Genomic DNA, 15899 nt, shown 5'->3' on the forward strand with positions numbered 1-15899 from the left:
TCTAATTCGAATTATTGAATAATTCAGCTATACTATTTTGCACTTAAATCAGTTTGTAAAATTGATAAATTTATAACTAAAACCTGACATATCAAGACTAACGAGGAATCTAAAATGTTAAAAAAACTGATCGGTTTAGGCGTCATCAGCACCCTACTTGTTGCATGTAGCAAACCGTTACCGACAGATAAGCAAAACTACTCAGGCGCGTGGCAAAGTGAGGATGGCAGTGTAAATTTGATGATTACACCTGAAGGCCGTGTTGAATATAGCAATAAACAACCTAATTCAAGTTCATCTGTATCTGCCCCAATTTCTAAATTTGAAGGCAATAACTTTAGTGCTGGCATTGGACCACTTTCAACTGAGTTTAAAGTTTCTCAAGCACCGCAACAAACTGCCAATGGGACATGGAGCATGACTGTAGATGGACGTGTTCTTAACAAAGTCAATTAAAAGTACTGCTCTGTCTTTATCAAATTTTTATCTTTTGAATCTATGTTTAAGCGTCAATAGCTTAGTGTTGGCAAATATAGCGTATCACGCTAACCACATTTCATTTAAATTTTGAGACTCTCTAAAGCCCCCCTCATTGGCAATGAGGGGGAAACTTAATCAATTAACCATTTGAAGCTTTTTTATAGATACTGCAAGAAGGATGATGATTTTCTTGTAAACGCGCCACTTTACGTTGTTCAGCCGCTTCAAAACGACAGCGTTTCCAATCATTATCCAGATTTAAAGCTGGAATTTGTTGTGGTTTACCATTTTCATCTACAGCCACCATGGTGAAATAGCAACTGTTGGTATGACGTACTGTACGTTTTTGAATATTTTGTGCTTCAACACGAATCCCGATTTCCATGGAGGTACGACCAACATGGTTGACACTGGCAAGGAAGCTGACCATTTCACCCACATGAATTGGCTCTTTGAAATTCACTTTATCGACTGAAAGTGTCACAACATAACTTCCTGAATAACGACTTGCACATGCATAAGCAACTTGATCAAGTAGCTTAAGGATGGTTCCACCGTGTACATTACCTGAAAAGTTTGCCATATCTGGGGTCATCAAAACGGACATGGTTAATTCTGACTGGTCATCTGTAGCTGGGATCATTTGATCTAATGGAGACATCGTATTCTAGACTCTATTTTGGCAGGAGATTTAAGCCTATTATTATATATCTTTTCAGCTAAAAAACATGTTTAATTCGGCAATTGACCATTCTCTCAATTTATGATTATAAACCTAGTCATTTATTTGAGGTATATCTTATTGGTTTATCAATCATTTTCTATTTTTTACAATATTTCCGCTGCAATCTTGCCATATTTAAGCCGCTGTTGATCCGATAATTGGCATTAAATTTGATAACAATGTTCAGTGTTTACAGGAATGGTTTCTAAAATTATATTAGGCTGTATCACAATTTTCACTTTTTAGACTTAACAAATTTAATCATCATAGATTTCAATAAAGTGATTACTGAAATAGCACATCATCCTTATTCAAATAATCATACAGTGATAAAAGTATAATATTTTTAAATGGATCTATTACGATTGATCTTAGTTTTGAACTTGATATTGCTGCTGAGCAGTTTCAAGACTTTTCTTACTGGCAATAACCACATCTAGATCATGCATACGTTGATTGGCAGCATCGATTCCAGCTTGCATGGTATCCTGACGACCTTTTACATCAAAAATATGCGCTTTTTCGCGCAAATCTGGCTGAATCACAATATCTGCATTTTTTAATTCTTCTGCGGCTAATCTATTTTGCATGATATTGATATTTTGATTAAACAGTCCCCAGACATTCGTGGTTTCCGTGTTAACTGGTTGCGCCAATATATCCACCGCAATCACGATATCTGCACCTAATTCTTTGGCGATATTCACAGGTACTGGGCTAACTAAACCACCATCGACATATTCCTTACCTTTAATTTTGGTGGGAATAAACATGCTTGGAATAGATACAGAAGCTCTCACAGCCTGCCCAGTATTGCCATAATTAAAAATTGTTTTTTCACCATTTTGTAATTCTGTAGCAACCACATACATCGGGATCTTCATTTTTTCCAAAGGCATCTGATCGATTTGCTTATTGACATAATCTTCAACTTTTTGCCCATCAAAAAAACCTTTCATCCCAATTTTGAAATCGCGCACATCGCCCACTTTCATATTGAGTGCAATTTGGCGTAATTGTTCAGGCGATTTTCCACTGGCATAAATTGAACCAACAATACTTCCCGCACTTGTTCCAACAATAAAATCAGGTTTAATACCATGTTGTTCCAGCACTTCGATTACACCAATGTGGGCGTAACCACGCGCGCCCCCACTGCCTAAAACCAAAGCAATCACAGGTTTTTTCTTTGATAACTGTTTGTACTGATAAAAAGTATTGTCCAATCGCGAAGAGGCTTCTAAAACTTGCTGTGGTGCTAATCTACTGGCTTGCGATTTTTTTTCGGGTGTGTGTGCACATGCAGTTAGTAACAAACCACAAAACAAAGAAGCTAAGGTTTTCTTTAACAATGACATATACTCTCAGATCATGGCACAATCTAAATTCGCATGTATATAAGCATAATTAGCAATGATTTGCTGTTGTATTTATTTATTCTGTCATGATTTTCGATTAGATTATAAAAATCAATGTCTAAAATAATCCTAAAAATATGCCCACACTTTTTGAAATTTTTTGGATTTTTTTAAAATTAGGCTGTAGTAGCTTTGGCGGTCCAGCCGCACATTTAGTGTTTTTTAAACAGACTTTTGTAGAGAAAAAGCATTGGCTAAATGAGCAGCAGTATGCTCAACTGCTTGCACTCACCCAACTACTGCCAGGCCCAAGTAGTAGTCAAATGGGCATGGCTATCGGCTATTTGCAACATCGATATTTAGGCGCAGTTGCTGCATGGATTGGGTTTACCCTCCCTTCAGCATTGCTAATGTTTGGCTTAGCACGATTCATTCAACATCATCCAATTTTTAATGTAACCTTATTTTCAACAATCCATTCGATCATCTTGGCAATTATCGTCTTTGCTTTTTTTCAGATGTTTAAAAGCTATTGTAGAACCAAATTACAAGTTGCCTTAATGCTTGTCAGTACTGTGCTACTGCTCCTATTTTCCAATGCATGGATACAACTTACGATTATCCTTGGTACTGGTTGTTTAGCCATTTTAATGACGCGATTTGCATATATTCAAAAGGATTCAAATGATCTTACTATCGCAAAGCAGCATATAAATTTTAAGGTCTTGCCAATCGCTCATCGTCATCATTCAATCTGGTTGATTGGCTTTATTTCAATTTTTTTAGCCTTGTGCTTAGCCATGCTTTTTTCCAACAAACTGCTCTTTCAAGCCAGTTTTAGTTTTTATAAAACAGGCGCTCTGGTCTTCGGTGGTGGCCATGTAGTTCTTCCCATGCTTCATCAAGATTTGGTCGATACAGGTCTAATCAGCAAACAAAACTTTGAATTAGGTTACACATTTGCGCAATTTATGCCAGGGCCACTGTTTAGCTTTGCCAGTTATCTTGGTGCGTATTTGCCCCTTACAACATTTCCCATTGTTAATGCTGCCATAACAACACTGTTGATCTTTCTGCCGTCTTTTTTCTTAGTTTTTTTAGCTTTGCCTTACTGGTCTAAGCAACTTGAGAATCGTTATATTGAAAATTCTGTAATGCTCATCAATGCCGCAGTTGTTGGATTTATCCTGTCTGTGATTGTCCCCATGCTACAAAAAACCATGGGCAATCCATTAGATATTCTCACAGCCTGTTTAATGCTGTTAAGTCTAAAACTTAAAATTTCAATTTTTATCAGTATTCCTAGTCTTTTATTTATTCATTATGCCTTGCTGAATTTCATTTAAAAAGCCAGTGATATCACTGGCTTGTTAAATCTAAAATTTAAGCGATAAATTTTAGAATTAGCTGAATCACTGTGGCATTAATTAAGTCGACAAAAAAAGCACCACAAAGCGGAACAATCAAAAATGCTTTATGTGAAGGACCGTACATATTGGTAATGGCCTGCATATTTGCAACAGCTGTCGGTGTTGCACCCATACCAAAACCACAATGCCCTGCGGCCAATACCGCTGCATCATAATTTTTCCCCATTACACGGAATGTCACGAAAGCAGCATATAAAGCCATCGTTAATGTTTGCGCACTCAGAATAATCACCAATGGCCCGGCTAAATCTGCTAATTGCCAAAGTTTTAATGAAAGTAAAGCCATCGCTAGATAAAGTGACAATGCTGCGTTACCAAACACATCGATCGCACGATCAAACATTTTAACTCTTAAAATGCCTTCGAGTACATTTCGAAGAATAACACCGCCAGCGAGTGCCCAAACAAATGTTGGCAGCTCAAACCATTGTCCTTTACTGTAACCTGTCATGAATTCAGCAAAAGCCAGACATGCTGCAAAAAGTCCCAATGTTGTAATCGCATTATCTGCAGTAATCAAACGGACTTGATGTGGATATTCAAAGGGAACATATTCACCAAGATCAGAAACAGCTTGCTGATTGGTCTCATCCACTTCTTTTTGTGTCTTTGGATTAGATAACTGATAACGGTTTATTAGTAGCTTGGCCAATGGACCCCCGATGATCCCACCAATAATTAAACCAAAGGTTGCGCTTGCCATACCCAAAGCCAATGCACCTTGGATACCATGCTGGGTTTCTAAAATCTCACCCCAAGCACCTGCTGTACCATGTCCACCTGTAAGGGTAATTGAACCCGCAATCAAACCAATCAGCGGATCTAGACCCATGGCCGTTGCCAACCCAATCCCAACAAAGTCTTGTACGACAATAAATGAGGCAACACAGATTAAAAAAACGACTAAACCAAAACCGCCTTCTTTTAATTTTGCAAAGTTTGCACTTAAACCAATCGAAGCGAAAAATACCAACATGAAACTGGTTTGCAATTCACTACTCGTGGTAATGCTATAGCCCCAGAAATTATGGATGAGTAAAGACAAAATTGCGGCAACAAGTCCCCCAGCAACAGGTTCTGGAATATTATATTTACGGAGAAAATCAATCTTATTGACCAGGAAACGACCCAATAACAATACGATGACCGCTGCAATCAACGTATAGAAGGCATTAAAAGAAAATTCCATAAGTAATTGTCCATTCTTTGGCTAGATTTTTTGTTGTATAGATATAGAAATGCTATTCCATAGTAGCAGACTTAAAATCACTCAGATTTGGTGATTACCTAATTGCCTGATATATACAACAAAAAATTAAAATAAAATGCAGATTTTCAACATTGAAAATCAAATAGGCTCATCGCGATAAATACATTAGCGATTAGATATAAACAGAATTGCAATGCTGCAAAAATTTAGAAAAGAAAATGGTCATGATGTTACTCCTATTATTGATAAAAGATCATTTCATCAAACAATGAGAAATACAGTCCTCATAAGTCATTCGCTTTACAAGAACAGGCCAAAACAGGTCATTTATCTATACGATAATATGAACATAGAAAAAAAGTGGGTTAATTATGCATTTTTTTAAGCAAATGTCTTATGTTTTTACAATATTATTCATTATTTGAAATGATATTGATTTGATGATTATTTTTAATATGAATACTCAGGTATTAAAAAACCGAGGATCATTCCTCGGCTTTTTGGATCAATAAATTTCTAAGTTAAAATTAGAAATTGTATTTCGCCATTAAACCTACACGGTTATCTTTATAAGATTGACCCGCAAAAGTTTCACGCTTACCGTTGATATATTCAATACCTAAATCAATCGGTTTAGCTGGTGAATAAATCACGTTTAACCAAGCTTGTTGAATTTTTTCATTTGCAGTTTGGTTTGATTTGGCAAAATCAGTACCATTGTCAGCAAACAATGCACCATACGCTAAAGTTGAACGCAAGTTAGGTAAAATTTTATATGTTCCACCCACTTGAAGTGCAGTGAATTCATTCTGTTCAATATCACCATTTACAACAGAATACGCATTGTTACTTCCGTATAGGTAATTGCTATTACCAACCACATAAGATGCATCAGCAAAAAGTTTTAAAGGATCTGCAACTTTAAAGTCTGTACCAAGTGCAACACCCCAACCAGTCTTGTCTTTGCCTGCATTATTATCTTTATAATTTTCTACTAAGACACGTGCAGATGCATTACCGTTGCCATCAGCATATGATTGTGTAATTTTACCTGTTAACACAGGGAGACTATATTTAACTGCTGTACCTGTAGCCCCAGCACTATTACCTTCTTCAGCAGCAACCAATAATTTTGTAGTTGGTGCCAAATTGTATGCATAACGTACTTGTGGAATACGTGTAGTACCACCACCAGCGTTAGTTGCAAAGTCAATCATTTCTGGTGCGTGACTAGACAAGAAGTTAGATGTTGTTTGACCGAACAACCAGTTGTTATAGGTTAAATAAGCATGACGAATACGAAGGTTTTCATTTACACCATTACCTGCAAAGTCAACTTCAACTTTACCACCAACTTTAGCATCACCTACTGGCGTATTAAAATCTAAACCGATACGTGTAGTTTTTGCTGTCGCGCGGAGTTTATCTCTCGCTTCACCATTGGTTGAACTGATTTTGTTGAAGTCGTCATCACCGCCTTCAATGATATAGTTCGCATCACCACGAACAAAACCATAAATATTGATATCTGCACCAGACTTAGACTTTAAGCCAACTGAAGAAGAAGATGGAGCTGCTTGAACTTTAGATTCAACTAATCTTACTTGCTGCTGTTGCTGTTGAAGAAGTGCTTTTAATTCTTGAACTTCATTGCGTAATTGTTGAATCTCTTGACTGTCAGTAGCAGCTTGAGCTGTATTTACCATCAAAGCTGTTACTGTTAATGCTAAACTTTTGACGATCAATGACTTGCGATTTGTGAATAGACTCATGAAATACTCCTAGCCTTATTTATGATGTGCATCCGTACAATTTGATCTTTTAACCCCAATACTTTGCTAAAAAATCAATTTTTCTTGTTTTCTTCAGTAGTTTCTCAGACACCACATAAAAAAAACTTTGCACATATATGCTTGCTATTAAATTATGAAAGCGTTGAAACTAAGTTAAAACCCAAAAGTAACAATTTGTGTATAATTCTTACACCTTTGTAATCTAGCGTAACTCAACCCCTTTATTAAATCAGTTTTATCGAATAAGACTTTAATTTCAATTCTTTTTTCAGATTAGTATTTCTATAATCATTATATAATCTAAGGCTTAGCTAAAATTTCAAAAAATGAATATAACGCTTCTACGACTATCGTATATAGTTTATTTGATGGAAAACTAGACCATTAAAGGATTTTTATGTTTTTCGAACAGGTTCAAGTGATAGATCAAGTAATTACAAGCCGTCATTCAGTACGTGCTTTTTTGGATAAACCTATCGATTTAGCCATTATTAAAGATATTTTAAATGTTGCATGTCGTGCACCATCTGGAGCAAATACCCAACCGTGGAAAGTATATGTAGTCACAGGCAATAAACGCCAAGAAATGATTGACCGAGTTTGTGCTGCTCAAATCGAATTATTTACTCGACCAGAACTTGCTGATCAGCATACAGCGAGTTTTTCATACTACCCGACCACTTGGATTTCACCATTTATTGATCGTCGTCGTGAAAATGGTTGGGGGCTATATGGACTTTTAGCAATTCAAAAAAGTGAAAAAGAAAAAATGGCTGCACAACATTTAAGGAATTATCAGCTTTTTGATGCGCCTGTTGTGCTGTATTTTACTGTAAATAAAATTATGGGGACTGGCGCTAAAATGGACATTTCCATGATGGTGCAAAATGTCATGATTGCAGCCAAAGCTCGCGGTATAGACAGTTGCCCTCAAGCTGCATGGAATCATTTTCATCGTATCGTCTTAGAGGTACTCAATGCGCCTGATGATGAAGAGTTAGTCTGTGCTGTTGTGTTGGGTTATGCCGATCCAGATCATATGGTAAATACATTTATTACCCCGCGTGAACCTGTTGAAAACTTTACCGTGTTCTTGGATTAGAGCAGCTTTATTTAACTGCCTTCAATAATTTAAGTCATTTTAAAATATTTTTATTCGGCTTCTTTCAAAAGCGTTTTTAAATCTGAGTTCAACATAAACGTTCCTCATCCTAACCTTCTCCAAAGGTGGAGAAGGAATTTTCAATACCAATATGATTTACTTCACATAATCATTTTTTTAATTTTTAAAAAATCTATTCTTCTGTATCAGTTGATACAAGCATATTTCAACGAATGAATCATCCCACCTGGCTTGTTAAAGTACATGTTTTCTTATACTAAGGGCTTTTTATCGTAGCTGTCTTTATATAGCTATCGTCTTTTAGCGATCCCCTGCTTTTTCTTACATAATAAATGTCTAGGGATTAAAACCTGTTAAATCTCGAATAATAGACAGCATTAAAAATCAGCATGTTCCCACCCATTTAAAATTATACAATAAAAACAAATACTTAATAAAATAAATTCATTTTAATGGTCTCTAAAACCGCAGTTTGTAATCTTTTGTAAAGTAATATTGATAATTAAATAGGCTTTATGACACTATATATGTATTGGCAATAAGCCACTTTATAGGTATAAATAACATGTCTATCCAAGTCAAAGATTCAAATAACAAGATTATCCCTATTCAAAATATCCAGTTTGCGGGTGGCGAACGACATGTTCAAATTTCAGCAGATACATTAAAAACATTGAAAGGGCAAATTCAGATTCAAGCCAAAATCAGTAACACGCAAGATTTGATGGATTACTTGTTAATTGAAAATGTATTACTCAATCAAGGTTTAGAAATTGATTTGGAAATCCCCTATTTCCCATACGCACGCCAAGATCGAATCTGTGCGATGGGACAGGCATTCTCATTAGAACTGATGACAAAATTATTAAATATCAATACTGAGCAATTTCCACAACAGCGTAAATCAATCAAAGTTTGGGATGCACATAGTTGTGTTACTGAAAAACTTTTAAATGAAAACACCCATTTTTTTGAGATTGAGAATGTTCAACCAAGTGAAATCATTCTGCAAAATTCAAAGTTACAAGACATTTTAATTGCTCAAGACACCGTTTTAATCTGTCCAGATGCAGGTGCAAAACAACGGACCAAAATGATTGCCAAAGTCATCAATAGCTTAAGGGATCACGAAATCGAAATGGTCTACTGTGAAAAAAAACGTGATGCCGTCACAGGAAAAATTCAGAATGCTCAAGTCAATGCAACTGATTTAACTGGCAAAACAGCTGTGATCACGGACGATATTTGTGATGGTGGTGCAACTTTTATTGGTATTGCACAAGAGTTAAAAAAATTAAATTGCCAACATGTGATTTTGTATGTGACTCACGGGATCTTTAGTAAAGGTATGCACGTATTTGAAGGCTTGGTTGACCAAATTTTTACCACGACGAGCTTTCCACAAACTGAACACCCAAATTTAAACGTCATTTCATTTAGTCGTTTCAATTCATTTTAATTATTTTGGAGAATAAGAATGAGCTTAAAAATCAATCCACTGAATGCAATCGACTTTTATAAAGCAGATCACAGACGTCAGTACCCTGCTGGCACAGAATATGTTTATGCCAATTTCACGCCACGATCTTCTCGTTTAGCAAAAATGTTGCCTGATTTCGACGATAAAATCGTGTTCTTTGGCTTACAAGGCTTTATCAAACACTTTTTGATCGAGACTTGGAATGAAGGTTTTTTCCAACAAGATAAGGCAAAAGTCATAGCTAGATATAAACGTAGAATGGATAACGCATTGGGTGACGGCGCAGTACCAGTCGATCATATCGAAGCTTTATATGACTTAGGCTATTTACCAATCCGAATCAAGGCGCTAGAAGAAGGCAGTCGTGTCAATATAAAAGTACCTGTACTCACTATTGTAAATACCCTACCTGAGTTCTTTTGGTTAACCAACTACTTAGAAACAGTACTCAGTGCTGAATTATGGAAAAGTTGTACGACAGCAACGATTGCATTTGAATACAAACGCTTACTGACAGCATATGCGATTAAAACAGGTGCACCTTTAGACTTCGTTGCTGTACAAGGCCATGATTTTAGCAGTCGCGGCATGAGTGGGATTTATGATGCCACACAAAATGGTGTAGGACATTTAACCAGCTTTATCGGTACAGACGCAGTTTCAGCGATTGATTATGCAGAAGAATATTACGATGCAGACGGCATTGTAGGTGTTTCAGTTCCAGCAACCGAACATAGTGTGATGTGTATGGGCAGTGAAGACAATGAAATTGAAACTTTTAGAGGTTTAATCACTGAGCTTTATCCATCAGGTGTGGTCAGTATCGTATCGGATACTTGGGATTTTTGGCGAGTGATTACAGAATTTACTGTGGAGTTAAAAGACGAAATTCTAGCTCGCCAGCCAAATGCTTTAGGTTTGGCTAAATTGGTTTTTCGTCCTGACTCTGGTGATCCTGTAAAAATCATTTGCGGTGACCCTGAAGCTGAAATGGGCAGTCCAGCTTATAAAGGCGCTGTGCAATGTTTATGGGAAATCTTTGGCGGAACCGAAACAGATCAAGGCTATAAAGTTTTAAATGAGCGTGTTGGTTTGATTTATGGTGACTCGATTACTTTGGAACGTGCTTTAAATATTGTTCAAGGGCTGGAAGCGAAGGGCTATGCTTCAAATAATCTGGTCTTTGGCATCGGTAGTTATACTTATAACTATTTAACACGTGACACATTTGGTTTTGCAGTTAAAGCCACTTGGGGACAAGTCAACGGTGTTCCACGTGAATTATTTAAAGATCCGATCACTGATTCTGGTATAAAGAAATCTGCCAAAGGTTTACTTCGTGTAGAAAAAACTGAAGATGGATTTGTGTTATTTGATCAGCAAACCATGGAACAAGAGCAACAAGGTGAGTTAAAAATGGTGTTTGAAAATGGGCAATTGATTCGAGCGTGTCGTTTGAATGAAATTCGGGAGCGATTGACAAATCAGTTATAACAACCATTTGTAGAAACCTTGCTTTTTATCGCAAGGTTTCTACGCTTAAGCTGCACCATTGCCAATCTCATTCTTGCTAAACATATTTTCTACTTGGCGAATCTCTTCCACCCTGCAATAATCCAACACAATCCGTTACTTTAATAAAATTAAGTGAGCCTTACAGTGACCTTTAACTCTGAACAGGAATTTCTCTCTAACTATAATAAAAAGGACTATGAATCCCCATTACTTACAGTGGATATGGCGATTTTTTCTGTTGATGCGGGTCAACTACAGGTTTTATTGATTAAACGTTCTAATTTCCCACAAAAAGATAAATGGGCACTCCCAGGCGGTTTTGTCGATTTGTCTAAAGATCAAGATTTGATGGCAACAGCACATCGTAAATTGGTTGAAAAAACTGGACTTCAATCACCGCATTTGGAACAAGTTGCGACGGTTGGCAATGCAACACGTGATCCTCGTGGGTGGGCTGTAACAGCTTTATATTTTGCCCTGATTGATTTCAAAGCATTTCAACACATTGCCACTGAACAAAATGAATATAGCGAGTGGGTTTCAATTACTGAGGCAAAAAAATTAGACTTGGCTTTTGATCATTTACAGCTTTTAGATATGGCTGTTGACCGTTTAAGTAGTAAGGCACGTTATACAGCCTTACCAGTCAGTTTGATGCCTCAACTGTTTACTTTGACTGAGCTACAGCAGATTTATGAAATTATTTTGGGACAAAGCTTAGAGAAGAAGTCATTTAGACGGCGTATGATTGAAGCTGGCGCAGTTGAGGAAACAGACCAAACTAAAATTGCGGGAAAACGCCCTGCTCAATTGTATAAGTTTGCACTACAAAGTTATGATTTCCATTTTCCTCGAATTTTGGAGTATCCGAGGGAAACCACTTAAGCTCATTGTATTATTTGGATAACAGCGAACAATGAAAACTTTAGAACAATTAATCAATATTGAAGATTCAGGCTGGATATTGGTACAAGAATGGATGACTCAAGCCACCAACCATATTGAAGTTTTACCCAAGAACAAATTAAGAGCTGAACAAGAGTTACTGAGCATTCAAGTCACAACACGTTCACCTATGGGTTCAATTATTTATGAAACAGGTGGAATACTGATTGATCATGGATGGTTGAGAATTTTAGCTTCAGGACATCCAAAATTAGATCGTGGTATTACTGAATGGAATCATCATAAAACGTTTCATCAATCTGATCTGGAGCTAACCTATCTACTGATTGCTGATGATGTTTTAGGGGGTTACTTTGCTATCAATAATGGAAAATTAGGTGAAGCAATTGGAAAGATTTACTATTTTGCCCCAGATACATTGGTATGGGAAAATCTTGATGTGAGCTATTCAGAATTTTTGACTTGGGCATTCAATGGAGATATTGCTCAGTTTTATCAAGTATTCCGTTGGCAAAACTGGCAGACAGATCTTCAAAGTCTCAATGGCAACCAAGTCTTTAGTTTTATGCCCATGTTATTTACCAAAGAAGGTAAGGATATCGAACAAGTGGATAAAAAAATTATTCCTATTTCTGAGAGTTATGATTTTCATTTTGCACCGACTTTAAAATAACTGAGAGCAGCAAATCCGTGAGCAATCATCTAAAGTTAATCCGAGCTTTTCCTAAAGCTCTATTAGATGATGTTTTAGTAATATCAAAATACTTAGAAAGTAAAAAAATAAAAATTCATGAAAGCTCTCAATGCGAAGTGTTGATTCATCACGAACATATCGTTGTACCATCAAGGATCTATATAACTCAGTTACAATGTATTGAGTTTCATAATTTTTCTTTAACACAACGTCAAATTCTATGGTGTATTCTTACTCGCCATCACAATGGTTTTGTTCGGCAAAGAGCGCTCGAAAGACTCATTAAAACTGACCTTACAAGTTTTATGATCCCTTTCATTTTTCAGTTATTGGGTGAATATGTTCAAGAAATTTTAGAGGCCATTGAACCGATTCTAGATGCAAATAATCAAGGACTTTTTGCAGCATTTATGCTGCAAAATCCAAAATATGACCAAACGACTCAAAGTAGAATTGTCAGCTATTGGAATGAGTATTATCGGATTAAATATCCAAATTTTAACGATTTTATTGGTTATAAAATTTTAAATAAGCTTAAAAGCTTTGTCTTAACTTATCGACATCACTAAATCACTTCACATCGACTTCTAACTGCCGTTTTAATTTCATTTATTGATTTCCAAAAATAACGACATAAGTTCCTATTTTTATTTTTTCCTCTAAACAACAAACCAGTTTTTCTAAAAAACTCATCACTTTGCTCTCGTTAAAATGCAGATCTTTAATTTTTAAGATAATGTCTTGTATGGCATTTTGATCAAAATAGTTATCTGAACAAGGATCAAAACTACACTCAAATTCATTTCTCAGTGGGCTAAACAACGGAAATAAAGATCTAAATATTTTAATGACATAAGCAAAATCATCTTGCGGAATAAAATAAGTTCTATTGCCTTTATTTTGTATCCTCTCTAAGTTTTCATCTTCTGCCCAAATAAAGAAACCCACTTTATCAACATATTTTGGATTTTCATCTATGCTCAATTTGATTGTGCGTTGATTAAATTCATTAATTTTTTGAATGATTTTTTCAAGATTGTGATGATATCTAGGATCATCATAATACTCTTGAGCAAGCTCCGCCTCACAATCTGTTGCTGCACAAATTTTTTCAATATTCTGCTGATGATAAACTTGTATGCAATGTTCTATCTCATCATATTGTTTTAATAAAGCGCAAGCATCTGAGATTGAAATGGTAATTTTTGTGCGTAATTCATGCAATTTTTCTTTATCCATAACACATCACTTTTAATTGCCTCATTCTTTCATTTTCAATATTTATACATCACAACTTTGCAAATTCTATTATCTTAATCAAAACATTTAAAATTGGACAATAACAATGAACACATTAAGCTACTTTGAAATTCAGTCTTCAAATCCTGAGCGTGAAGTTAAATTTTATCATGAAGTTTTCGGTTGGAAATTTAGCAAAGTTGACGGTCTACCCATTCAATATTTTCAAATTGAAACAGCCAACATACATGGTGGCTTATTGGAGCGTCCAGCTCAAACACCACCCACCCATTGTGGAACCAATGCCTTTACCTGTTCCTTTGAAGTTGAAGATTTTGATACGACTGCTGAAAAAATTTTAGCTTTGGGTGGGCAAGTAGCAATGGAGAAATTTGCTATTCCCAATAAATGTTGGCAAGGTTATTTTTTAGATGCAGATCATAATACCTTTGGATTAGTCCAAGTTGATCCCAATGCAAAATAAGCTTGATTGATTGAAAATCTAAATGAATGTTTGAGAAAACCAGTCTATATTCGGCTGTATGAAACAGTTGAGATTAAAAGATAGCGAATATTTTTAAGAATTTTTATAAAAAATACAGATCATATTAAGTGATTAAGGCCTTACAGCTGATTTAAGCATTCAATTTGTGCTACCTTAATTTTAAATTCTGTAAGGCTTATCCAACTAATGACTGTACGCTTTCTTCATACTTCAGACTGGCATCTGGGACAATTCTTCTATAACCATTCTCGCCAGTATGAACATGAGCAATTTTTAGCGTGGTTATTAGCTCAAATCAAAGAAAAGCAACCCCATGCCCTATTGATTGCAGGCGATATATTCGATGTCATCAATCCTGCATCTGCTGCGCAAAAACAGCTCTATCAATTCCTAGCCAATGCACATCATCTTGCCCCACATATGCAAACCTTAATGATTGCAGGTAATCATGATTCAGGTTATCGGATTGAACAGGTTGAGCCCTTACTTGAAAAATATCACGCCAAAACAGTCGGTGTGATTCATAAAAACGAGCTTGGTCAAATTGATTTAGATCGTTTACTGATTCCAATTTATGATGAACAAAAAAATATTATTGCTTGGTGCCTAAGCTTACCATTTCTACGCCCAGCCGAAATTACTGGCTTTAATGAACAAACCAATAACAGTCAAAATGCCATTGCCTATTTACATCAACAGGTGATTTCTGAAGTACGAAAAAGAAAGACGGATAATCAAGCACTCATTCTAATGTCACATGCCCATATGCAAGGCGGGGAAACCTCTGATTCTGAACGGCCTATTATCATTGGCAATGAGGAAGCACTGTCTACCACATTGTTTGAAGATAGCATTGATTATGTTGCGCTCGGACATTTACATAAACCACAAAAAGTTGGTCAGGAACATATCCGTTATAGTGGTTCGCCTATTCCCTTATCCTTTAGTGAAATCAATTATAAACACCAAATTGTCGACGTTAATATTGACCCGCTTAAAACAGATGAGTCACGGGTTTCATTTGAAAGTGTATTTATTCCCCGTAGTGTACAACTGCATAAAATTAAAGGGGAATTGAATGAAGTTTTAGCCAAATTAAAGGCGTTAGCAAGCGGTGAAATTGAAAATATTGATCAGCGTGAATATGTCGATATTGAATACCATACCGATGTTCCACCTCCGGCCAATTTGCGCCAACAATTTGAAGATGCCTTGCCTAAAAGCCGTTACCGCTTAGTTCGCATCTCAAGACAATACTTCGCATCAGAAAAAAATAGCGATGAAATTACTTCAATCAATTTGGAACCACCGACACCAGAAAAACTCTTTCAACAACTTTGGGAAAAAAATGGCTATACCAATGATGATGCAGTCTTGAAAGATTTTTTAAGCTTATTACAAGAAGCCGAAAAAACGCTTGAAAATCAACATGACGCATAGGA

General features: G+C 36.1%; 14 protein-coding genes and 1 pseudogene. 10 read left to right on the top strand and 5 right to left on the bottom strand.

All coding sequences use genetic code 11. The features are described from left to right. The first annotated feature begins 114 nt into the window (after positions 1–114). Positions 115–456, top strand: a complete 342-nt coding sequence (locus GJV03_RS05145; protein ID WP_154129620.1) for a hypothetical protein — start codon at positions 115–117, stop codon at positions 454–456. 163 nt (positions 457–619) lie between these two features. Here the strand turns inward: GJV03_RS05145 and GJV03_RS05150 are convergent, their stop codons facing one another. After that, complete coding sequence (locus GJV03_RS05150; RefSeq protein WP_004722691.1) at positions 620–1141, bottom strand: acyl-CoA thioesterase; 522 nt, start codon at positions 1139–1141, stop codon at positions 620–622. A gap of 434 nt (positions 1142–1575) precedes the next feature. Then, positions 1576–2391, bottom strand: a pseudogene (locus tag GJV03_RS05155) (patatin-like phospholipase family protein); the annotation flags it as partial. Positions 2392–2699: 308 nt separating this feature from the next. Here GJV03_RS05155 and chrA point away from each other — a divergent pair. Further along, positions 2700–3908, top strand: a complete 1209-nt coding sequence (chrA, locus tag GJV03_RS05160) for a chromate efflux transporter (RefSeq protein WP_154129621.1) — start codon at positions 2700–2702, stop codon at positions 3906–3908. Between the two features lie 37 nt (positions 3909–3945). Here the strand turns inward: chrA and gltS are convergent, their stop codons facing one another. Together gltS and GJV03_RS05170 are read right to left on the bottom strand one after the other, a co-directional pair. Continuing rightward, a complete protein-coding gene (gltS, locus tag GJV03_RS05165; protein ID WP_004819437.1) occupies positions 3946–5181 on the bottom strand; it encodes a sodium/glutamate symporter in 1236 nt (411 codons plus the stop codon). 548 nt (positions 5182–5729) lie between these two features. After that, positions 5730–6974, bottom strand: coding sequence for a DcaP family trimeric outer membrane transporter (locus GJV03_RS05170; RefSeq protein ID WP_154129622.1), 1245 nt, complete (start codon positions 6972–6974; stop codon positions 5730–5732). A gap of 418 nt (positions 6975–7392) precedes the next feature. Between GJV03_RS05170 and GJV03_RS05175 the strand changes: the two genes are divergently transcribed. The 6 genes from GJV03_RS05175 (at position 7393) to GJV03_RS05200 (ending at position 13282) form a co-directional block, all read left to right on the top strand. Further along, positions 7393–8097, top strand: coding sequence for a nitroreductase (locus tag GJV03_RS05175; RefSeq protein WP_151956062.1), 705 nt, complete (start codon positions 7393–7395; stop codon positions 8095–8097). 586 nt (positions 8098–8683) lie between these two features. Next, the gene (locus GJV03_RS05180; RefSeq protein ID WP_154129623.1) at positions 8684–9577 is read left to right on the top strand and encodes a phosphoribosyltransferase family protein; all 894 of its coding nucleotides are present in this window, start codon (positions 8684–8686) and stop codon (positions 9575–9577) included. Between the two features lie 18 nt (positions 9578–9595). Then, a complete protein-coding gene (locus tag GJV03_RS05185) occupies positions 9596–11092 on the top strand; it encodes a nicotinate phosphoribosyltransferase (RefSeq protein ID WP_154129624.1) in 1497 nt (498 codons plus the stop codon). A 165-nt stretch (positions 11093–11257) separates the two neighbouring features. Further along, positions 11258–11998 carry an NUDIX domain-containing protein gene (locus GJV03_RS05190; protein ID WP_354666834.1) on the top strand — a complete coding sequence of 247 codons (741 nt, stop codon included), beginning with the start codon at positions 11258–11260 and terminating at the stop codon, positions 11996–11998. A gap of 31 nt (positions 11999–12029) precedes the next feature. Further along, complete coding sequence (locus GJV03_RS05195) at positions 12030–12692, top strand: DUF2625 domain-containing protein (RefSeq protein ID WP_004722708.1); 663 nt, start codon at positions 12030–12032, stop codon at positions 12690–12692. A gap of 17 nt (positions 12693–12709) precedes the next feature. Then, positions 12710–13282 (top strand): hypothetical protein, encoded by a 573-nt coding sequence (locus GJV03_RS05200; RefSeq protein WP_096733358.1) that lies wholly within the window; start codon positions 12710–12712, stop codon positions 13280–13282. A 40-nt stretch (positions 13283–13322) separates the two neighbouring features. On the opposite strand, the gene GJV03_RS05205 is transcribed toward GJV03_RS05200, so the two are convergent. Next, positions 13323–13952 (bottom strand): hypothetical protein, encoded by a 630-nt coding sequence (locus GJV03_RS05205; protein WP_154129625.1) that lies wholly within the window; start codon positions 13950–13952, stop codon positions 13323–13325. Positions 13953–14058: 106 nt separating this feature from the next. Between GJV03_RS05205 and GJV03_RS05210 the strand changes: the two genes are divergently transcribed. Together GJV03_RS05210 and GJV03_RS05215 are read left to right on the top strand one after the other, a co-directional pair. After that, positions 14059–14436, top strand: coding sequence for a VOC family protein (locus GJV03_RS05210; RefSeq protein ID WP_154129626.1), 378 nt, complete (start codon positions 14059–14061; stop codon positions 14434–14436). Between the two features lie 207 nt (positions 14437–14643). Beyond that, positions 14644–15897, top strand: coding sequence for an exonuclease SbcCD subunit D (locus GJV03_RS05215; protein ID WP_154129627.1), 1254 nt, complete (start codon positions 14644–14646; stop codon positions 15895–15897). Positions 15898–15899 lie beyond the last annotated feature (2 nt).

The organism is Acinetobacter sp. RIT698 (assembly GCF_009668065.1).
Taxonomy (GTDB): domain Bacteria; phylum Pseudomonadota; class Gammaproteobacteria; order Pseudomonadales; family Moraxellaceae; genus Acinetobacter; species Acinetobacter guillouiae.

What these genes read in the sequence shown, in the direction of transcription:
- GJV03_RS05180 (WP_154129623.1), top strand. Translation starts at nt 8,684, where the DNA reads ATGTCTATCCAAGTCAAAGATTCAAATAACAAGATTATCCCTATTCAA.
- GJV03_RS05170 (WP_154129622.1), bottom strand. Translation starts at nt 6,974, where the DNA reads ATGAGTCTATTCACAAATCGCAAGTCATTGATCGTCAAAAGTTTAGCA.
- GJV03_RS05185 (WP_154129624.1), top strand. Translation starts at nt 9,596, where the DNA reads ATGAGCTTAAAAATCAATCCACTGAATGCAATCGACTTTTATAAAGCA.
- gltS (WP_004819437.1), bottom strand. Translation starts at nt 5,181, where the DNA reads ATGGAATTTTCTTTTAATGCCTTCTATACGTTGATTGCAGCGGTCATC.
- GJV03_RS05210 (WP_154129626.1), top strand. Translation starts at nt 14,059, where the DNA reads ATGAACACATTAAGCTACTTTGAAATTCAGTCTTCAAATCCTGAGCGT.
- GJV03_RS05215 (WP_154129627.1), top strand. Translation starts at nt 14,644, where the DNA reads ATGACTGTACGCTTTCTTCATACTTCAGACTGGCATCTGGGACAATTC.
- GJV03_RS05175 (WP_151956062.1), top strand. Translation starts at nt 7,393, where the DNA reads ATGTTTTTCGAACAGGTTCAAGTGATAGATCAAGTAATTACAAGCCGT.
- GJV03_RS05145 (WP_154129620.1), top strand. Translation starts at nt 115, where the DNA reads ATGTTAAAAAAACTGATCGGTTTAGGCGTCATCAGCACCCTACTTGTT.
- GJV03_RS05150 (WP_004722691.1), bottom strand. Translation starts at nt 1,141, where the DNA reads ATGTCTCCATTAGATCAAATGATCCCAGCTACAGATGACCAGTCAGAA.
- GJV03_RS05205 (WP_154129625.1), bottom strand. Translation starts at nt 13,952, where the DNA reads ATGGATAAAGAAAAATTGCATGAATTACGCACAAAAATTACCATTTCA.
- chrA (WP_154129621.1), top strand. Translation starts at nt 2,700, where the DNA reads ATGCCCACACTTTTTGAAATTTTTTGGATTTTTTTAAAATTAGGCTGT.
- GJV03_RS05195 (WP_004722708.1), top strand. Translation starts at nt 12,030, where the DNA reads ATGAAAACTTTAGAACAATTAATCAATATTGAAGATTCAGGCTGGATA.